12 protein-coding genes are annotated in these 22,508 nt (G+C 44.6%); 11 read left to right on the top strand and 1 reads right to left on the bottom strand.

What is annotated here, in order from left to right:
• Positions 1-76 precede the first annotated feature (76 nt).
• From MUCPA_RS08725 to galA, 9 genes are all read left to right on the top strand, one after another.
• Positions 77-919 (top strand): glycoside hydrolase family 16 protein, encoded by an 843-nt coding sequence (locus MUCPA_RS08725; protein WP_008505804.1) that lies wholly within the window; start codon positions 77-79, stop codon positions 917-919.
• Positions 920-962: 43 nt separating this feature from the next.
• Positions 963-2,279, top strand: coding sequence for a BNR repeat-containing protein (locus MUCPA_RS08720; RefSeq protein WP_040625799.1), 1,317 nt, complete (start codon positions 963-965; stop codon positions 2,277-2,279).
• Positions 2,280-2,305: 26 nt separating this feature from the next.
• A complete protein-coding gene (locus MUCPA_RS08715; protein WP_008505802.1) occupies positions 2,306-3,793 on the top strand; it encodes a glycoside hydrolase family 88 protein in 1,488 nt (495 codons plus the stop codon).
• On the top strand, positions 3,790-4,803 hold the full coding sequence (locus MUCPA_RS08710; RefSeq protein WP_008505801.1) for a family 43 glycosylhydrolase: 1,014 nt from the start codon (positions 3,790-3,792) through the stop codon (positions 4,801-4,803). Before MUCPA_RS08715 ends, MUCPA_RS08710 begins: the two co-directional genes overlap by 4 nt.
• A gap of 5 nt (positions 4,804-4,808) precedes the next feature.
• Positions 4,809-6,044 (top strand): DUF2264 domain-containing protein, encoded by a 1,236-nt coding sequence (locus MUCPA_RS08705; RefSeq protein ID WP_008505800.1) that lies wholly within the window; start codon positions 4,809-4,811, stop codon positions 6,042-6,044.
• A 12-nt stretch (positions 6,045-6,056) separates the two neighbouring features.
• Complete coding sequence (locus tag MUCPA_RS08700) at positions 6,057-7,190, top strand: glycoside hydrolase family 43 protein (RefSeq protein ID WP_008505799.1); 1,134 nt, start codon at positions 6,057-6,059, stop codon at positions 7,188-7,190.
• A 1-nt stretch (position 7,191) separates the two neighbouring features.
• Positions 7,192-9,048, top strand: coding sequence for a glycoside hydrolase family 2 protein (locus tag MUCPA_RS08695; RefSeq protein WP_008505798.1), 1,857 nt, complete (start codon positions 7,192-7,194; stop codon positions 9,046-9,048).
• 14 nt (positions 9,049-9,062) lie between these two features.
• The gene (locus MUCPA_RS08690; protein WP_008505797.1) at positions 9,063-10,895 is read left to right on the top strand and encodes a glycoside hydrolase family 35 protein; all 1,833 of its coding nucleotides are present in this window, start codon (positions 9,063-9,065) and stop codon (positions 10,893-10,895) included.
• A 291-nt stretch (positions 10,896-11,186) separates the two neighbouring features.
• Positions 11,187-13,619: a beta-galactosidase GalA gene (gene galA / locus MUCPA_RS08685; protein ID WP_008505796.1), complete on the top strand. Its 2,433-nt coding sequence runs from the start codon at positions 11,187-11,189 to the stop codon at positions 13,617-13,619.
• 430 nt (positions 13,620-14,049) lie between these two features.
• Here galA and MUCPA_RS08680 read toward each other — a convergent pair whose 3' ends face one another.
• Positions 14,050-14,262: a hypothetical protein gene (locus MUCPA_RS08680; protein ID WP_008505795.1), complete on the bottom strand. Its 213-nt coding sequence runs from the start codon at positions 14,260-14,262 to the stop codon at positions 14,050-14,052.
• 321 nt (positions 14,263-14,583) lie between these two features.
• On the opposite strand from MUCPA_RS08680, the gene MUCPA_RS08675 reads away from it, so the two are divergent.
• Both MUCPA_RS08675 and MUCPA_RS08670 read left to right on the top strand, forming a co-directional pair.
• Positions 14,584-18,717: a two-component regulator propeller domain-containing protein gene (locus MUCPA_RS08675; RefSeq protein ID WP_008505793.1), complete on the top strand. Its 4,134-nt coding sequence runs from the start codon at positions 14,584-14,586 to the stop codon at positions 18,715-18,717.
• 585 nt (positions 18,718-19,302) lie between these two features.
• Positions 19,303-22,503, top strand: a complete 3,201-nt coding sequence (locus MUCPA_RS08670) for a SusC/RagA family TonB-linked outer membrane protein (RefSeq protein ID WP_008505792.1) — start codon at positions 19,303-19,305, stop codon at positions 22,501-22,503.
• The last annotated feature ends 5 nt before the right edge of the window (positions 22,504-22,508 follow it).

The following is a 22,508-nucleotide window of genomic DNA, read 5'->3' as shown; positions in this document are numbered from 1 at the left end:
GTGCTATAATTACACTTCTGTTAGAATCCCGGCCTTGAACTGGCCGGGATTACTTAATAATCAATAAACAAACCGCATGAAACTCAATATCTACTTCAATTGCCTTATGTTAGCCTGTGTGTCGTTATCAGCGTATGCTAAAAAAGCCACGCCACCTACCGACACGCCCAAAGTGTATAAATTGGTTTGGGCCGACGAATTTAACCGCAACGGCCCACCCAATGCGGCTAACTGGAAATTTGAAAATGGCTTTGTACGTAACAACGAGCTGCAATGGTACCAGCAGCAAAATGCCTGGTGTCGTAAAGGCTTGTTGGTTATCGAGGCGCGGAAGGAGCATCTGCCAAATCCAAACTACAGTGCGCAAAGCGATAACTGGAGAAATAGCAGGTCTTTTATTGACTACACGTCTTCCAGCATCAACACCGCCGGTTTACATAGTTGGAAATACGGACGCTTTGTGATGCGTGCCAAAATTGATACGAGCGCGGGCTTATGGCCCGCCTTTTGGGCTTTGGGCGTATCGGGCGAATGGCCGTCAAGTGGCGAGATCGATATGATGGAATATTATAAAAAGAAGTTGTTAGCCAATATAGCTTGTGGAACCGCCGTCCGCTACAAGGCCAAATGGTATAGCAACTCGAAGCCCATCAGTGAATTTACAGATAAAAAATGGGCGAGTAAATTCCATATCTGGCGCATGGATTGGGACGAAAAAGGGATCAGCCTGTATGTAGATGATTTCCTGATGAACCATGTTGATCTGAAGGACCTGGTGAACGCGGACGGTAGCAACCCGTTTAACCAGCCTCAATATTTATTGCTAAACCTGGCTTTGGGCGGCGATAATGGTGGCGATCCGTCCCTAACTAAATTTCCACGCCGTTTTGAGATAGACTATGTACGCGTTTATCAATAAAATTGCGGCGAATAGTTGATTTTAAGCATACTTTAGATTGGATATGAAGAGGAGTTTTTTTAAATATAGTATGTTGCTGGGCATGCTAATTTGCAACAGGGCAGTTGTGTTTGCACAAGATGCCAGCATGGTTACCATAGCCCAAAACGGCTGGGCAAATAACTCGGTCAATGCGGTTATCTTTCGCAAAAACTCCTTATTTACCTTTAAAGGGCAGCAGTACGCGGCTTATTATGATAACAACCAGTATGTGGTACTTGCCAAACGTAAATCCGGAAGTAAAGTGTGGCAAACCTTACGAACAGCGTTTAAAGGTGATGCTACCGATGCGCATAAATCAATCAGCATCATAGTTGATGGCGAGGGCTACCTGCATTTAGCTTGGGGGCAACATAACAACGCTTTAAACTATGCCAGGAGTACGGAGCCCGGGAGTTTAAGTATGACGGCAAAAATAAGCATGACCGGCAAAAAGGAAGGAAAAGTAAGCTACCCCGAATTTTATAAACTACCCGATGGCGATCTGTTATTCTTATACCGCGACGGCGCATCAGGCAACGGTAACTTGATGCTTAACCGTTACAGTGTAAAACAAAAAAGTTGGGTACAGGTACAGGATGGTATGATTGATGGCGAAGGCAAGCGCAATGCCTACTGGCAAATGGCTATTGATGGGCGCGGTTATATTCACCTTTCGTGGGTATGGCGCGAAAGCCCCGATGTAGCAAGCAATCACGATCTGTGTTATGCCTGCTCAAAAGATGGTGGCTTAACCTGGCAGAAGCTTAGCGGGCAGCAATATACACTGCCTATTACTGCCGCAACGGCCGAATATGCCTCCAAAATACCGCAACGCAGCGAACTGATTAATCAAACATCCATGTTTGCCGACGCTGCAGGTAATCCTTACATTGCAACTTATTGGCGCGAAGCCGGGCAAACGGTTCCACAATATCACTTAGTTTATTTTAACGGCAAGGACTGGAAAACACGCGATCTGGGTTTCCGCAGTACTTCCTTTAGTTTGAGTGGGGGCGGCACAAAAAGTATCCCGGTATCAAGGCCGCAAATTATTGCCTGGCGTAACGGTGAAAAACAGGCTGCTGCATTTATTTTCAGGGATGAAGAACGCGGTGACAAGGTTTCTATAGCGATCAATCAAGATCTTGAGCAAAATATTTGGAAGGTAAGTAACCTCACATCGTTTTCGGTAGGAGCCTGGGAGCCGAGCTATGATACGGGTTTGTGGGCGCAAAAACATGTACTGAACCTGTTTGTACAAAAGGTTGTACAGATAGATGGCGAAGGCCAAGCCAACAACCCGCCGGAGCCTGTGCAGGTGTTAGAATGGCATCCTTAAATTAATATGAACAGAATAATTATTAAATGGTAACACTCATTATCAATGCAATATACAAGGCAAGCGGTGGCCTGGGTGATTCCCCGCTTGAGAGGGGCGGCAACGCTATCAAATTAAACAGTTTAACATCGTGTTGCAGAGTTCGTCGCACGGCGAAACACACCCCACAGCCGCACATTCCAGCCCACCCCCTCTCAAGAGGGGAGCTAAAAAGTCACTCATTATCAATTAGATACATGAATAAAAGCGGCGGCCTGTGCGATTCCCCTCTTGAGAGGGGCGGAGGGGTGTGTTTTATGCGAGCGATTGTAAAAATTGTATTAGCTGGCTGCTTTGTTGCAGGCGTATTGAACTTCGGCAAGGCTAACGCACAGAAGCGGAGCTTTAAAGCTGATAAAGACCTGTTGCAAACTATTGATAACGACTATAAAAAAGCAACTGCCCAGTATAAGTTGATGGCAAAGGAGCTAAAGCCCGACAGGTTTCCTAAAACATACTATGCGGATTCGGCTAAGCTCGAAACCAGTAATTCGGGCTGGTGGTGCAGCGGCTTTTACCCGGGTACGCTGCTTTACCTGTACCATCAAACTAAAGATAAGGCCTTAATTGCCGAGGCTAACCGCATCATGGCTGTTTTGGCCAAAGAGCAATACAATAAAACCACGCACGATTTAGGTTTTATGATGTATTGTAGTTTTGGCAATGCCGAAAAGTTTGAACCTAAACCGGAGTATAAGCAAATACTCATTAACAGCGCTCAGTCCTTAGCATCGCGTTTTGACCCTAAAGTTGGCTGTATCAAATCGTGGGATTCTAAAAAACCGGAGTACCTGGTTATCATCGATAATATGATGAACCTCGAACTTTTGTTTTGGGCAAGCCGTGTTACCGGGGATAGCCGCTTTTACAAAATCGCGGTAACGCATGCCAATACTACGATGAAAAACCACTTCAGGCCCGATTATAGCTCATATCACGTTGTTGTGTACGATCCGCTTACCGGGGAGGTTAAACAAAGGCGAACGGCGCAAGGATATGCTGATGAATCTGCATGGGCACGCGGACAAGCCTGGGGTTTATATGGGTATACCGTAATGTATCGCGAAACAGCTGATAAAAAATACCTTGATCAGGCCCGCAATATTGCTAATTTTATACTCAGTAATCCTAATCTTCCCAAAGACAAGATACCTTATTGGGATTATAATGCGCCCAACATTCCCGGTGCTCTGCGCGATGCTTCTGCTGCTGCGGTAATGGCATCGGCATTTTTGGAGCTGTGCCAATATACAGATGCTAAAACCGGGCAGTTGTATTTCAACACAGCCGAAACCATCATACGTAACCTATCGGTTAAACCTTATATGGCAGCAGTGGGCACCAACGGCGGCTTTATATTGCAGCACAGCGTAGGCCATATGCCTAACAAAACAGAGATAGATGTGCCGCTTACTTATGCCGATTACTATTTTATCGAGGCATTGAACAGATACCAAAACTTAACCGGGAAATGAGAAAAACAGCCTTGATAACAGCAACTCTTGCAAGTGTCTCCATCTCGCTATTTACAGTGTTTGCACTATCTGCTCAGGTGAGCACTATAGGTGATGTTAAAAAAATAGCGTTGGTAAAAGGCTATATTATTGATACCGTACCACCTGCACCGGCATTACCAGGTTTGTTTGCCGACCCTAACATCGCTGTTTTTGGCAAAAAGTTTTATATCTATCCAACTACCGATGGCACAGAGGGCTGGCTGTCAACTCAATTTACCTGCTGGTCGTCAACCAATTTGGTGAACTGGAAAAACGAAGGTGTAATACTGGATTTGCCTAAGGATATTACCTGGGCGAAGGAGCGGGCCTGGGCGCCTACCATCGCTTTTAAAAATAACAAATATTACTATTACTACTCCGCCAACGTAAATATCGGTGTGGCCGTAAGCGATAAGCCAACCGGCCCTTTTATTGATCCAATCAAAAAGCCCTTGATAGCCAGGGGTACCAAACGCGGGCAAATGATAGACCCCATGGTATTTGTTGATGATGATGGTTCGGCCTATTTGTATTGGGGGCAGGGGCAATGTAACATGGTAAAGCTCAATGATGATATGGTATCCTGTGATACATCAAAAATCATCTCTATTAAGCCAACAGGTTACAACGAAGGCCCTTTTGTAATTAAACGGAAAGGAATTTACTACCTGATGTGGTCGGAATATGATACGCGCGATCCACGTTACTCTATCGCGTATGCCACTTCAACATCGCCGCTCGGGCCGTTTACCAAAGCAGTTGGTTACCCGGTTCTTAAAGGTAAGGGCGCGGTTAAAGGTGCGGGGCACCACTCGGTAGTGAAAGTTCCCGGTACGGACGAATGGTATATTGCCTATCACCGGTTTAAAATACCGGGTGGCGATGGCTACAACAGGGAAACATGCATTTCGGCCATGTATTTTGATGCCGATGGCCATATTTTGCCTGTAGATGTTTTCAGAAAAATTAAACCTGTTAAAATTAAATAGCCCGGATGAGGATAAAAAGAATCATTTTACCGTTTTTGTGCCTGCTGCCTTCCCTTTGCGTATTGGCCCAAAAAACTGCCGCTATAAGCGATAGGCAAATCTGGTTAAGCTACATGGATAAAGTGGCGCGCCCGGTAATGAGCAACCTGGCCGCCGATAAGCTGAAACAAAATATGCCCGTGGAGCTGGCTGATCATATTGATAACAAAGCAAGCCGGTCAAAAGTAGCCTATCTTGAGGCATTTGGCCGCACCCTTTGCGGGCTGGCACCATGGCTTAACCTTGAAGGCGGCGATGCTGATGAAGTTAAATTACGTAACCAATACAGGGAATGGGCGCTTAAAGCGATAGCCAATTCGGTTAACCCGAACGCGGCGGATTATCTGCAATGGCATGGCGCGCAGCCGCTTGTTGATGCATCATTTGTTGCCCTGGGGCTAATCAGGTGCCCCTGGTTGTGGGAGCATTTGGATAGCCAGGTTAAGCAACAACTTATTGATGCGCTGAAGTTAACCCGTAATACGGTACCCGTTTACAGCAATTGGCTATTGTTTAGCGGGATGATAGAAGCCTTTTTTTGCAAATATGATTTGGGTTACGATGCTTTACGCACCGATTATGGTATCCGCGAATTTACCAAACACTGGTACGTTGGCGATGGTATGTATTCCGACGGGATGGACTTTCATTTCGATTATTATAACAGCATCGTGATACAGCCCAGTCTTGATGTGATACTGCGTATTCAGGGCGAAAAAAAGAAAACTTATCTTAAAGATGCCGAACAGGTAAAAAAAATAGGCCAGCGTTACGCCGAAATTCTGGAACGGTTAATTAATACCGATGGCAGCTACCCGGCAACAGGCCGGTCTATAGTATACCGGGCGGGCGTGTTCCATCACCTGGCCAATATGGCTTATACACAACAATTGCCTTCAACTTTGCCACCGGCGCAGGTACGTTGCGCGTTAACCGCAGTGATCAAAAAAACGCTGGAGTCGCCATCTACCTTCAATAGTGCTGGCTGGCTTAATATTGGCTTATATGGTAAACAGCCCGGCCTGGCCGATTTTTATATTACTACCGGCAGTTTATATATCTGCAGCGAGATCTTTCTGCCCCTGGGCCTGCCCGCTACCGACGAATTTTGGAGCACCCCCGCCTTACCCTGGACATCGGTTAAAGTATGGAGCGGGAAGGATGCGACAGCCGATCACGCACTGGATATTAAATCAAACTAATCAATCTCAATAATGATAACATTGTTCTGTAAAAACACAATTTTGGCAAAAACGGCGGCCTTTGCACTGTTAGCCTTATTCAACTGTTCTGTAATGGCACAGCAAAAGCAATTTAGCCCGGGCCAGCTTTGGCCTGATGATAAAGGCGTACACATTAACGCGCATGGTGGCGGTTTGCTTTACCAAAAAGGCACTTACTATTGGTTTGGCGAACATAAAATTGCGGGCGGCGCAGGTAACAGGGCCATGGTAGGTGTACATTGCTACTCGTCAAAAGATCTGTATAACTGGAAAGACCAGGGCATAGCGCTTGCTGTATCAACCGATACCACCAGCGACATTGCAAAAGGTTGCATATTGGAGCGGCCAAAGGTTGTGTACAATAAAAAGACAAAAAAATATGTGATGTGGTTTCACCTGGAGCTGTTAGGGCAAAGTTATAAGGCGGCCCGTGCAGGGGTAGCCACAAGTGATAAGGTTACAGGGCCCTACACGTTTATACGCAGCTATCGCCCCAACGCAGGTTTTATGCCCTATTACCCACCCGGAACGCCGGATGCCGATACCGTTAACTGTGCACAACCAAAAAACAAGAGCGAAGGTTTTTTTTGCCGGGATGTGCCTGGCGGGCAAATGGCAAGGGATATGAATGTATTTGTTGATGATGATGGCAAAGCTTACCATATATTTTCGGCTGAAGAAAACTTTACCCTTGATGTTGCGGAGTTAAACGATACCTACACTGGCCATACGGGCAAATTTGCACGTGTATATGCCGGCCACCAAACCGAGGCTCCGGCTATTTTTAAGCACAACGGCATTTATTACCTTATTGGCTCGGGTACTACAGGCTGGGCGCCTAATCCGGCGCGTTGGTTTACGGCCAAATCCATTTATGGCCTCTGGACCTATCATGGTAATCCATGCAAAGGTAAAGGTGCCGAAATTACCTTTGGCGGCCAGAGTACCTATATTTTGCCGGTAGCCGGTAAAAAGGATGCCTTTATTTTTATGGCCGATAAATGGACCCCCAAAAATGCTATCGATGGGCGATACCTATGGCTCCCCATAACTTTTAAGGGCGACGATATGGAGATCAGTTGGTTTGATAACTGGGACCTGAAGGTTTTTGATAAAGAAAAGTAAAATGAAGAGAAGCATATTTACCTTAGTGCTGCTGTTGTTGTTAACAGGCAGCATTAAAGCACAGGACAATTTAATTACAAATATTAAACACCGCAAAACATTAAGCCTTAATGGTAAGTGGCACTATATTGTTGACCCCTACGAAACCGGTTTTTACGATTACAGGTATAAAGAACTTAAGGAGGATAATGGCGATGCTTATTGGAATACGGGGATCCCGGCCAATAAAACTGCGAAAAAAGAACACGGTTATAACGACAAATACACTATCGAAGTTCCCGGCGATTGGAACCATCAAAAGCCTGAGTTTGTATTTTATGAGGGCACCATCTGGTATCAAAAAACATTTGATTATAAAAAGCAGGATAGCGGTAATAAATACTATCTCTATTTTGGAGCTGTAAACTACCGCGCTGATGTTTACCTGAACGGGAAGAAATTAGGCATGCACAAAGGTGGCTTTACACCATTTAATTTTGAGTTGCCTGCGGCTTTATTGAAAGATACAGGTAACTTTTTAGTAGTTAAGGTGGATAACAAACGTTACGCCGATGAGGTACCTACTTTAAATACGGACTGGTGGAACTATGGCGGCATTACCCGCGATGTGGAACTGGTTGAGGTGCCTAACACCTTTATCCGCGATTTTATGGTGCAGCTTAAAAAACCTCATGGGGGTGCAATTCCGGCAAAACAACCCGAGGTAGAGGGCTGGGTAAAATTGGATCATCAGCCTTCGTCGGCACAAACCATCAGCGTAAGCATACCCGAACTCAAATTAACAAAGCAGTTTACAACTACCGACTCCATTATTCCGCTTAGTTTTAAATTACCCGGGCAGGTGAGGCTATGGAGCCCGCAGGCACCTAAACTTTACCGGGTTGTTATAAGCGCGGGTACCGACAAAACCGAAGATGAAATAGGCTTCAGAACCATTGAGGCTTACGGTAAAAAGCTTTTGTTAAACGGCAAACCCTTATTTATGCGCGGAATATGCATCCACGGCGAAATACCGCAGGATGTTAGGCGCGCCTATACCCAACAAGATGCTGCGCAACTGTTGGGCCAGGCACGCCAGCTGGGTTGCAACATGGTACGCCTGGCGCATTACCCGCACGACGAAAAGATGACCCGCATGGCCGATTCGCTGGGCATATTGGTATGGTCGGAAATTCCGGTTTACTGGACGATAAATTTTGGCAGTGCCGAAGTGTTAAGCAAAGCGAAGGCACAGCTTAACGAAATGATCACCCGCGATCATAACCGGGCCAGTATTATCATCTGGTCTGTAGGCAACGAAACTCCAATAAGTGCCACCCGTACCGATTTTATGCATAGCCTGATCACCAAAGCCAAACAGTTGGATAGTACAAGGCTGGTATCTGCCGCGCTCGAGGTTAACTACAGCGCCCTTAAAGATCAGAATATAGTTGACGATCCGCTGGGCCAGTTTGTCGACCTGGTAGCCTTTAACGAATACTTAGGCTGGTACGGCGGCCTGCCCGATAAGTGCCGCACCACTAACTGGAGCACGCCGTATAATAAACCCTTGTTTATAAGCGAAACCGGTGCCGGGGCTAAAGCCGGATTTCATGCCGACTCGTTGAGCCGCTTTAGCGAAGAGTTCCAGGAATGGTACTTTAAAGAGCAGGTAGATATGCTGAAACGAATGCCCGATAATTTTGTGGGCCTGTCGCCATGGGTGCTGGCCGATTTCCGCTCGCCAAAGCGCAATAACCCGGTGTACCAGGAAGGCTGGAACCGTAAAGGGCTTTATGATGATAAGGGCAACAAAAAGAAAGCCTTTTACATTATGCAAAATTACTACAAACAAAAAACTAAAGAAGAAGTCAAATAACCTACCTATTAATAATGAAAAAACAATTCTTAATTTTCTTAACGCTGATATTACTTTATAGTGTAAATACTTATAGCCAGCAAGCAAAGCATACTTTTACCATGGGCGATGATGCCTTTATGCTTGATGGCAAACCCTTCCAGATGATATCCGGCGAAATGCACTATCCGCGTGTTCCGCGCGAGGCATGGCGCGCCCGCATGAAAATGGCCAAAGCAATGGGGCTGAATACCATTGGCACTTATGTGTTCTGGAACCTGCACGAACCTCAGAAAGGTCATTTTGATTTTAGCGGCAATAACGATGTGGCCGAATTTGTGAAGATAGCTAAGGAAGAAGGCCTTTGGGTAATATTGCGCCCAAGCCCTTATGTATGTGCCGAATGGGAATTTGGCGGATACCCCTACTGGCTGCAAAACGAAAAGGGATTGGTTGTGCGCAGCATGGAAGCACAGTATATTGCCGAATACCGTAAATATATTAACGAGGTGGGCAAGCAGCTGGCCCCCTTGCAAATTAACCACGGCGGTAATATCCTGATGGTGCAGATTGAGAATGAATATGGATCGTATGGCAGCGATAAGGCTTATTTGGCCCTTAACCAACAATTGTTTAAGGCTGCGGGTTTCGATGGTTTATTGTACACCTGCGACCCCGGCGCTGATGTTAAAAACGGGCACCTGCCGGGTTTAATGCCTGCTATAAATGGCGTTGATGATCCCGCCAAGGTTAAAAAGATTATTAACGAGAACCACAATGGCAAAGGCCCCTATTATATTGCCGAATGGTACCCAGCCTGGTTTGACTGGTGGGGAGCAAGCCACCATACCGTTGCTGCCGAAAAATATGTTGGCCGTTTAGATACTGTGCTCGCGGCAGGTATATCCATTAACATGTATATGTTTCATGGCGGTACCACCCGTGCTTTTATGAATGGCGCCAACTATAAGGACGAAACACCTTACGAACCGCAAATAACCAGCTATGATTATGATGCGCCGCTTGATGAGGCTGGTAACGCAACCGATAAGTTTATGAAGTTTAGGCAGGTAATACAAAAGCATTTACCGGCAGGCCAAACACTCCCGGCTGTTCCGGCGGCTAAGCCTGCTATGGCTATTCCGGCGATAGGTTTTAGTCAGTCTGTTTCGGTGGTAGATAATTTGCCTAAAGCCAGGTTAAGTGATAGTCCGCTAACGTTCGAAGATCTTAACCAGGATTATGGATACGTGCTTTATCGTACAACTATACAAGGTGGCAAAACAGGTGTACTTAAATTAAGCGATCTGCGCGATTATGCCGTTATTATGGTTAACGGTAAAACCATCGGCACGCTCGACAGGCGTTTAAAGCAAGACAGCATGACGGTGACACTGCCTGCCGGGCCTGTAATCCTCGATATTTTGGTAGAGAATATGGGGCGCATTAATTTTGGAAAATACCTGCTGGAAAACAAAAAAGGTATAACCAAAGCGGTGTTTTTTAATGGAGCCGAAATTAACAAATGGCAAATGTTTGGTTTGTCGCTAAGCGATAGCAAGCAAATTGCGTTTAAAGCTGGCGTTGCTGCAGGTGGCAATTTGCCAACTTTTAAAAAGGGCACCTTTAATTTGCAGAAGATTGCCGATACCTATATCGATCTGAGCAAATGGGGCAAAGGTGTGGTTTGGGTAAATGGGCACAACCTTGGCCGCTATTGGAATATTGGCCCCGAGCAAACGCTCTATCTTCCGGCAGAATGGTTGAAAAAAGGCGCTAACGAAATCATCGTATTTGAATTGTTGAAACCGGAAAGCAGTAATTTATCAGCAATTGAGAAACCAATTTTAGATGTCATTCAACGATAGGCACGAAGATTTTTAACAACCTCCATCTTTTGATTATAACTTGAAGCTATGTCAAGAGCCTGTACGGTTAAAGATGGAGCATGGGTTAACGGAATAACTTTTTGTAATCAGGGCAATGGGCGTTACCAAACCTTTGGTTAAAATACAGCCGGGATAAGATAAAATGTCGGAGGCTTGTTATCGAAAACAAACATAAATTTGAAACATACCTGTTCATAATAAAAGGGGTGATGTCCAGGCTGAGCATGTTGAGCCTTTAGTCACCCCAAAACACTATATTTTAGATTCATCATGATAAAAAAACTTTACTTCAGGGCCATCATCTGTTTAAGCATCCTGCCTTTAGCGGTAAGCGGGCAAACGCAAAACAGGCGAACCCATGTCAATTTTGATGCAGGCTGGAAGTTTAGCCTGGGCAATGCCTCAGACCCTAAACGCGATTTTAATTACGGTATCGGGAATATTTTTTCAAAATCGGGCGAAACGGCAGGTACCTGTATAGCCACTGATTTTAAAGATTCTACCTGGACCAACGTAAAGTTACCGCACGATTGGGTTGTTGCGCTGCCTTTTCAATACGTAAAAAATGACGACATCGATTCGCATGGTTACAAACCGGTAGGAGCCTTATTTCCCGAAAATAGTATTGGCTGGTACCGCAAAACGTTTACGGTTAATAAAGCAGATTCGGGCAAGCGCTATGAAATTCAGTTTGACGGCGTTTACCGCGACAGCAAAGTTTGGTTGAACGGTTATTATATCGGCGGACATTTTAGCGGCTATAATAGCTTTTCGTTTGATATCACAGATTTTATCAAATTCGGCCAAAAGAACGTGATGGTGGTACGTGCCGATGCCACCCAAAGCGAAGGCTGGTTTTACGAAGGCGCAGGGATATACCGCCACGCCTGGCTTAACAGCTACAATAACGTTCATTTTAAAACAGCCGGTGGACTTTTTGCGCATGCCGAAGTATCGGACGGAAAAGCGCAGGTGACAATAGAAGCTGATATTGAGAACAGGGGTATTACTGCAACGGAGGCAACTTTATACAGTTATATAACCGACCGGAACGGCAAAATTATAGCTACAGGCAAACAGCTGCCATTTACCGAAGCCATACGGGAAAATAAAAAACTGACTGACGAGATGACCATCATCAATCCCCGCTTATGGTCGTTGGATGATGCCTATCTGTACAGGGCGGTATCATTGATTAAATCGGGTGGACATACCATCGATAGCGTGAACGTTAAATTCGGTGTACGCACTTTTAAATTTGATAGCGAGAAGGGTTTCTTTTTAAATGGCAAACCATTAAAGGTACAAGGTGTAAGCTGCCACCAGGATCATGCGGGTGTGGGCTCGGCACTGCCCGATGAATTGCAGTATTACCGCATTACATTGTTAAAAGAAATGGGCGTTAACGCCTACCGCACAACACATAACCCACCAACACCCGAATTGTTGGATGCCTGCGATAGCCTGGGTATGCTGGTGATGGACGAAACACGCTTACTAACAAGCGGGCAGGAGTACGAACAACAATATCGTGATCTGATATTGCGCGACCGTAACCATGCCTCCATTTTTATGTGGTCAATAGGTAACGAAGAGTACGCCACCCACCGGACAGATATCGGAAAGCGTATAGCTCAGAATCAAATATTATTACAACAGCAACTTGACCCTACCCGCACAAGCACCTATGCCGCCAATATGGGTAATGTTTACCGGGGGGTAAACGAAGTGATACCGGTGCGGGGCTTCAATTATAATTTATCGGGGATTGACGGATACCATAAAGAGCATCCTTTGCAGCCGATTATAGGTACAGAGGTAGCCAGTACGGTTACTACCCGCAGTATCTATGTTAAAGATACAGTGCATGCTTACGTGCCCGATTATGATGTCACTTTCCCACCCTGGGCATCAACAGCCGAAACATGGTGGAAAATTACGGATGCAAGGCCATGGTTTATGGGCGGATTTGCCTGGACAGGTTTTGACTACCGTGGCGAGCCAACGCCATACCGGTGGCCTAATATCAATTCGCATTTCGGCATTATGGATATGTGCGGTTTCCCCAAAAGCGTGTATTACTACTACCAATCCTGGTGGACAGATAAGGATATATTGCATATTGCACCGCACTGGAATTGGAAGGGAAAAGAAGGGCAACCCATTGAGGTTTGGGTAAACACCAATGCCGATGATGTTGAGCTATACCTTAACGGCAAAAGCCTTGGGAAAAAGGAAATGACACGCGATGGACATTTGGTTTGGACGGTGACTTACCAGCCCGGCAAACTTGTTGCTGTAGCCCATAAAAAAGGTAAGGTGATTGCTGCCAAAGTTGAAACCACAACGGCTGCTTATCGCATTGTGCTATCGCCATCCAAAAAGATATTGCTGGCCAACGGCGAAGATGCGGTGGTTGTTAATGCCACTGTAGTTGACAAGAGTGGTCGCGAAGTTCCGGATGCGCTGGATCTGCTGCATTTCGATATCAAAGGCGATGCCGAGATCATCGGTGTTGGCAACGGAGATCCAAGCAGCCACGAGCCCGATAAATGCTCGACAGGCCAATGGCAACGCAGCCTGTTTGGAGGCAAAGCGCAATTGATTGTAAGGGCAGGTACGCACGAAGGTAATGTAGCCATTGTTGCTACCGGTACCGGCCTTAAATCTATTGAGCTTCCATTAGTTCAAAAATTGAAATAGGCTTAGCAATAGGTTATTTGTGTAATAGCACCTACAAATATCCCTTTGGGATAAAAAAAAGAGCCTCAGCAATCCTGGAGGCTCTTTTTTTATGGCAATACTCACTACCCTGTCATCCCGACAGCGGAGGGACCTTTTGCAAGCGGTGAGTGTACACCAGATAAGCAGTTGCGCGCGAAAGGTCGTATGTGCGAAATGGCTCGAGAGAAAAGGTAAAAGAGTTTTTGAAAAAAGGCGCTGCGGCAGGCTCAATTAGCGCAGCTCCTGAGCGGTGACAACTTTTAAAAAGTTGTCAAAGCTGTTTAGAGCAGTCCTGCTGACACTCGGGCGCTGTATACACCGAATCTTTTCTTAGCTTCTTCATGACTGAAAGAATGGCCGTTGTCTAATTGCGCAAGCCCCTCAGCAACATCATTCTGCTGGCTTTTGCTTAAACTATCAAACCAATCCAACTCTCTATGCTGATCAATGATTTGATGTCTTTAATTAAGCTCATATCATTTGTATTGATGATTTGCTGTAATACATTTAGTTTTTCTGCCTGTATATTCATATTTAACGAATATTCTGCAATAGCTATACCTGGAAATGGCTCCCTTTCTTGTTTCCCCTCACTTTTACTAAGGGCGGTCGTTGTCCACATCTTTAGGCTACAGTACAACACTATGATGAAACACTTTGAGTTCCGTTAAAACGAATTCTGGCCATGTGCCGGGTTTTACTTATTTAACAAAGCTTGTAACTGGGGTAGCAAAAGCCGCTATTAACCTATTGAATGACTATCGCTTAAGCGGCTCATTCAATTAAAAGTTTTACTTTTTTACAATTTTTAAAGCAATTAAATGTTTATAGAAGTTCCCATTGTTGGTATTTTATATAGGAGTTTGTTTAAGGCAATTGAGGTTGAATATCAATTTAATTGGTTGTTTTGTGCAATTTAGCAAACATATTGCCTGTATTTTTTATGGATATCACTAAAGTCTTCCTTTGTTTGCTAACCTATATTGTTGGGTTAACTTTTACGGCCAATGGACAAAGTGCTAACAGACCCTCTGTTAATAATGTTGGTTATCAGCGTTATGCTATTAAAACCTATACCACGCACGAGGGTTTGCCATCTGACGGTACTACCGCAGCTTTAAAAGACAAACGTGGCTTTATGTGGATAGGCACCATGAACGGCCTTTGCAGGTTTGACGGCTATACGTTTAAAAACCTGGTGAATATTCCGGGTGATAGCACAAGCATCACCAGTAATTACATCAATGCGCTTATTGAAGACCGTGACGGACGGATTTGGGTTGGAACCATGGATGGCTTAAACATTCTGGACCCCGTTACCGAAAAATTTAAGCGTTTTTATCATAAGGATAACGCCAAGGGATCAATCAGCAATAACAAAGTATGGTCGATATTTTGCGATACCCGGGGCGTTGTTTGGGTTGGTACCGATAACGGCTTTAATCAATACGTCAGTAAAACAAATTCGTTTATCATTTACCAGCCTAACCCGCACGATGTTTACGCCATGAAGGGCAAATCGGTTAATGCTATTGTTGAAGATCAATATAATAACTTATGGCTCGGTAACTGGAGCGGCGGTTTAAATAAATTTAATATCACAACAAGGCAATTTACCAGTTACCCGCAGCTACAGCCCCCAAATCAAAAAAATCCGAACGATGTATGGAGTCTGTTTTACGACCGCGATGCCAACCTAATTTGGGTAGGTACCTATTGGAACGGCCTTTTTAGTTATAACCCGGCAACGGCTAAGTATACGGCTTACCCTGCCAATGACCCTGAAAACACAGCTGCCTACAGTATACTGCGGGCTGATCACGAAAATTTGATTGTGGGCGGCGATGCAGGCTTTTATTGGGTTAACACACGTACGAGGCTTTGGACTAAGATAGGCAATATAAGCAATATGGCCGATGGTAGTATGTATGACGATGAGGATGGCATTATCTGGCTCTGCGGTAAAGATGGCTTAACCAAAGTTGACTTTAAGCAGTATAAATTTAACTTTTTGCCCCTGGATATGAAACGCAGGGAAGTTAAAAGTTTGTTGGTTAACGGCACGGCAACCTGGATGGCTACCAACAACGGCTTGTTCAGGTATAGTGCCGATGGTAAAACATCGCGCTTATTTGTGCATACGGGCAACCCTAACAGTTTAACCAGCACCCGCATCAGCAGCTTATACCAGGATAATGAGAACAGGCTATGGCTTACTACCGAAAACGGCTTCGACCGGTACGACGAGCAAAAAGACGTTTTTATTCATCATTATCATCACTCGGCGCTGGGTAGTCTTTTTAACGAAGATGTGTTCAGGGATATACTTGAGGTTAATCCGCACGAGTACTGGCTTGCAACCGATGCCGGCTTAAAAATTTATAACGAGCAAACCAATCAGTACACCCATTATTATAACGACGATAAAAAGCCTTATACGCTGAGCAATAATCACCTTTATAAATTAATGAAGGATGATAGGGGCCAGGTTTGGATAGGTACCTATGGGGGAGGGCTCAACAGGTTTAACCCGCAAAATAAAAGGTTTTACGCCTATACTTTTAATGATAAGGTTAAAGGAAGCATTAGTAACAACATAGTTCACTACATCTACCAGGATTCGCGGAAAAATATCTGGATCTGTACATCCGATGGTTTAAACAAGTACGTACGCAAAACCGATTCGTTTGTGGTTTACTCGGTTAATGATGGTTTCGCCAGCAATGTATTTAATAATTTGGTTGAAGATCAGCAAGGCCATCTTTGGATCACTACGGCCACAGGCTTATCTGAATTTGACCCGGTTAAGTTAAAAGTGAAGAATTTTGACGAGGCCGACGGGGTATACTCGCATGCCACAATCTGTAAAAGCCCAAGTGGAGATATTTATTTGGCCGGCAATATGGGCATTGTATATTTTAATCCGCTTACCATAAAATACAACCAACTGATACCGCCTGTTTTCTTTTCTGATTTCCAGGTGTTTAATAAATCAGTAGTTCCGGGGGCGCAATCATCATTGAAGCAAATTATCAGCGCCGCCCAGGATGTTACTTTAAAATACGATCAAAGCGAATTTTCTATCGATTACGTTGCCCTTAACTATACCCATTCAGAAAAAAACGAATACGCTTATAAATTAGAGGGATTTGATAAAAAATGGAATTACGTTGGCAAACAGCGCAAAGCCACCTATACCAATTTAAGCCCCGGTACTTATGCTTTTAAGGTTATTGCAAGCAATAACGATGGCGTATGGAACAGTTACGGAAAATCGCTCACCATTGTGATCACCCCGCCCTGGTACCAAACCTGGTGGGCATACTTAATTTATGTTGCGCTGCTTTCGGGGGTAGTATACACTTATTGGTTGTATAAAGACAGGCAGGCCAAGCTGAGGTATGAAATTAAGATTGCCTATATTGAAAGTGAAAAAGAAAAGGAGCTGAACGAAAAAAAACTTTCTTTTTTTACCAATATCTCTCACGAGTTCCGTACGCCGCTTACCCTGATCATCAACCCGGTTAAGGAGTTATTGTATAAAGACGATAAAAACGTAGATACCACCAACCTCAATATCGTTTACCGTAATGCCAGAAGGCTGCTTAGTTTAGTTGACCAGTTGTTGTTGTTTAGAAAGGCAGAGTCAGAAGCCGATCATTTAAAAATTGTCAAACTTGACCTGGTGAGCTTGAGTAAGGAAGTGTTTTTATGCTTTACCCACCAGGCGAGGATGAAAAGGATCGGTTTTGAATTTCATGCCAATGCAGAATACCTTGAAGTTTATGCCGACAGAGAAAAAGTGGAGATAGCGCTTTTTAACCTTTTATCAAACGCGGTGAAATTTACGCCCGAAGGTGGGCAGATCACCATGTTGGTTAAAGATTCAGAAAATGCGGTGCACATCGAAGTTGAAGACTCCGGTTGCGGCATTCCTGAAAATATCGGCGAAAAACTTTACAACCGCTTTTACCAGGATCCGAATAACAACACCTCATTAAAGGGTGGATTTGGAATAGGCTTGTACCTGGTAAAAAATTTTATTGAACGCCACGGTGGTACCGTTGACTACAAAAGCAGTCCGGAAAAAGGGACAACATTCACCGTTGCTTTACTTAAAGGGACGGAACACCTTGAGCCAGGGCAGTTTTTAGAAGACACCGCCACCAGCTCTGTATTTTTAAAGGAACTGATAGAAGACGAAAGTACGGCAAATGCCATTATTGAAGCAGCCAACGAAGCCGTTTACGACCAGCAGCTTACTGCCGAACTGAAAACCCTGCTGGTTATTGACGATAACCAGGACATCAGGGAATACATCAGGCAGGTGTTTAAGCTGGATTATAACATTTATGAAGCCAACAATGGCGAGGAAGGGTATGAGCTGATTAAGGAACATTTGCCTGATATTGTGATAAGCGATGTGATGATGCCCGGCATGAGCGGCATTGAGTTATGCAGCCTCGTGAAAGAAGACATGGCCATATCGCACATCCCCGTTATCTTATTAACAGCCAGTTCCTCGCCCGAAATTAAGCTGAAGGGAATTGAAGGCGGGGCCGACGATTACATCAGCAAACCTTTTGATAAAGAGATACTAAAGGCCAGGGTAACCGGCTTGTTGAAAAGCAGGAACACCTTGCAGCAATATTTTTATAATGCCATCACTCTCAATACCAATGTGCATACAATTTCTATTGAATACCAGGGGTTTCTGGATAGCTGTATACGCATTGTGGGGGAGCATCTTAAAGATGCGGATTTTAACACGCAGATGCTGGCCGCTCACCTTGGCATATCTTATTCCAGCTTGTATAAAAAAATTAAGCTGATATCAGGCCAGTCTGCCAATAGTTTCATCAGGTTTATCCGTTTACGAAAAGCGGCCGAGCTATTTATACATACCAACAACAATATTCTCGAAACATCCTACGAGGTTGGTATCAACGACATTAAATATTTCAGGGAACAATTTAAAAAGCTGTTTAACATGAATCCCTCGCAGTACATAAAAAAATATCGCAAAACATTTACCAGTGATGTAGTTAACCGCGGTCATGTATCCAAGGGCGATTAGGCTTGTTATTTCAACCCTTCGCTATTCGAAGTCATAGAAATCGAATGCTTATGCAGTTCACGAAGTGTGCAGAGTTCGTCGCACGGTTAACACACCCCCTGCAGCCGCACCTCCCAATCCGCCCCCTCTCGAGAGGGGAGTCAAGCAGATATCTCATTATCAGTACGATATCAAAAAAAAGCGGCGGCCCGCGCGATTCCCCTCTTGAGAGGGGTGGAGGGGTGTGTACTATACGATCGATCATAAAGCAAAAGTTTTTGCTTCTCATTTCTTGGTATATTGGCACCTTTGCGTGACCCTTGATGATTTTCAGCAGCAATCAAATTGGGTAGGGATTAAAGGACTATGCATGCATAATAAATTGCAAAATGCCTTTTTGAAGCAAAAAATCCTGATTTACCCCTTCAAATTTGATGATTCCCCCCTTTTCTGGTCATTGTTTTTCGCTCACATTAGCAGTTGAATAACCAATTATAACAGGGATCCTTGATCCCGTCTCAGTTCAATTTTTGCCAAGGCTTAATCTCAGGTACCTGTGTGATTGTGTATTCGCTTGTCTATTTATAAACCAATTAAATTATAAAAATGAAAAGAGTAATACCAAACGAATTTCCACCACCACGTACTAACACAAAGTTTCAGGGTGCTATTGTTTTCTTATTTGTGTTGTTGGGCGCCTGTGTGCAGGCTAATGCTGCACGCTACCTCAATACGGCTTATGCGCCCCGTATAAACCGGGCGGATACGGTAATTAGCGGAACTATTGTTGATAACCAGGGATTGCCTTTGCCAGGTGCTACCATAGCTGTTAAAGGCACTACCCGCGGAACAACCTCTGGTATTGATGGTAAGTACTCCATCAAGGTTACAGCTCCTAACACGCATCTCATCTTCTCGATGATAGGCTTTGCTTCTCAGGATGTTGCAATTACGGGCCAGCGGGCATTAAATATCAAAATGCTGCCTGATTCAAAGTCGTTGAATGAGGTCGTAGTAGTTGGGTACGGTACCCAGAAGAAAGCCACCTTAACGGGATCGGTGTCCGTTATAAGCGGCGGCGACGTAGCTAAAAGCCCCGCGGTTAATTTAACCAACTCATTTGCCGGCCGTATCTCCGGCGTGGTGGCTAACAATACATCCGGCGAACCGGGCTATGATGGCTCGAATATCCTGATCAGGGGCCTTGCAACTACCGGTAGTAACGATGTGTTGGTGGTTGTTGATGGTATCCCTGGCCAGATAGGTGGTTTATCCCGTCTTGACCCTAACGATATCGAAAGCGTATCCGTATTGAAAGATGCATCAGCGGCAGTATATGGTAACAGGGCTGCTAACGGTGTAATTTTAGTAACTACTAAAAGAGGAAAAACAGGCAAGCCTTCGGTATCTTATAGTTTTAACCAGGGCTTTAGTTCGCCTACCCGCTTACCTAAGCTTGCCGACGCGCCTACTTACGCGCAGATTGTTAACGAAATAAGCTATTACAATTCACCTTCGGGGGGGATGAACCAGGTTTACAGCGCGGCACAAATACAAAAATTTGCAGATGGCTCAGACCCGCTGAACTACCCTAATACCGATTGGGAAAAAGTAACATTAAAGAGCGTTGCGTTGCAAAACCAACAAAATTTAACTGTTTCGGGCGGGAGCGAGGATGTAAAGTATTTTACCTCACTGGGTACTTCTTACCAGGATGGTCTTTATAAAAATGGCGCAACCAAATACAACCAATATAATTTCCGCGCCAATGTTGACGCGAATATTTCAGAAGGTTTTAAAATAGGTGTATCACTATCGGGTAGGGAAGAGGATCGGCAATACCCAACAACCAATGCCGGTGATAATTTCAGGGCTATATACCGTTCTTATCCTACAAGTGCGGCTTATTACCCTAACGGTTTGCCAACCACAGGTATAGACCAGGTTAACCCCGCGCTTACACCTACCTCTATAGGCGGCTTAAGCAATAACCCAACACAAACCTTTAATGGTATAGTTAAGGCCAGTTATCAATTACCGGGCCTAAAAGGCTTGTCGGTAGATGGTTTTTTCTCGGCAGATAAATCCGGAACTTTTAACAAAACGTTCTACACCCCTTATAATGTTTATACGTATAGCAGCAGTACCAATAGCTATACGCGAAGCACTGAAGGAGGCTCAAACGGCTTAGCCTATCTTTTCGAATCACAGCTCAATCAATCGTTAACAACATCCAATATTAAGTTGAATTTTGTTAGAGATTTTGGTAAACATAGTATCAACTCTTTTGTGGCTTACGAGCAAAGCAGTACCAAGTACGATTACTTTTGGGCACAACGAAACAACTTTCCGAGCACAACAACGCCCGAGCTATCACAAGGTGGTTCGGCAGCGGGCGATGCTACTAACGGCGGCAGCAGCAGCGATAATAACTCCGATCCAACCAAGTTGCGCAACAATTACAACCGCCGGAGCGTGATAAGCCGGGTGGCCTATAACTACGAGGAAAAATACTTGCTCGAGGGCCAATTGCGTGCCGATGGTTCTTCAATTTTTGCTGCCGGGCACCAATGGGGATATTTCCCTTCCATATCTGCCGGTTACCGTATTTCAAAAGAAGACTGGTTTCATGATCGTGTTAAGTTTATTGATGATTTGAAATTCAGGGCATCCTACGGTGTGCTCGGAGATGATAATATAAATGCATTTCAATACATTAATAATTATAGTTTCAATAATTATGTGGTGTTGGATAATGGCACGGGCGCGGCTGTGGTATCTGGTATCGATTTAACTAAACTGGCCAATGCTAATATCACATGGTCTACGGCTAAAAAAACCGACTTTGCCATTAATGCAGTGTTCTTAAAAAACTTTACCGTTGAAGCGATCTACTTTAACCAAAAACGGTCAAATATATTAGCCTACCGTACGTCTATACCTGCTACGTCCGGAATCGTGAACCCTTCTTCTGGTACGCCACTGGTACCTGCCGAAAATATCGGTAAGGTAAATAGCAATGGTTTTGAAGGAACTTTAGGTTATAACCATCCCGGCAAGTTTAATTGGGGAATATCAGGAAATGTAACCTATGCCAAAAGCAAAATTATATATATAGATGAGGCGGCGGGTACATTATCTTACCAGCGGCAAACCGGTGGAGCCTTAAATACCTATCTATTGTATAATGCTATCGGTATCTTCAGAACTCAAGCCCAACTGAACAGTACGCCGCATGTTGACGGTGCCCAGGTTGGCGATTTGATTTATGAGGATCACAATGGCGATGGCAAGATCACGGCCGCCGATCAGGTTAGAACTAAGTATGGAAATGTTCCGCAAATGACATTCGGTTTAACACTGACTGCAGCATACAACAAATTCGATCTGTCAGTGCTATTTTCAGGACAAGCTATGGTGAGTCAGTATGTGCTTCCCGAATCCGGAACAGTAGGTAACTTTTACAGCTCATGGGCTGATAACCGCTGGAGCCCGAGCAATCCGAATGGCAGCTATCCAAGAGTATCCAGTCGGGCATCAAGTGCCGTTAGCGGCGGGCAGTATCCCAGCACCTTCTGGTTAAACGATGCTTCCTTTGTCCGTTTAAAAAATGTGCAGTTAGGTTATACCCTGCCCGATAATATTTTATCCCGTATACACATCAAAGGGGTAAGAGTATATGCAAGCGGTTTTAACTTGTTCACGATAACCAAAGTGAAGGATTATGATCCGGAAGGAACAAACGGAAGCGGTCAGTTCTATCCGCAACAACGGATTATTAACCTGGGTGCGAATGTTAAATTTTAAGCAGT

The organism is Mucilaginibacter paludis DSM 18603, assembly GCF_000166195.2.
Classification (GTDB): Bacteria; Bacteroidota; Bacteroidia; order Sphingobacteriales; family Sphingobacteriaceae; genus Mucilaginibacter; species Mucilaginibacter paludis.
The sequence above is the reverse complement of the archived record's forward strand: the minus strand, read 5'-3'. Positions and strand labels throughout refer to the sequence as shown.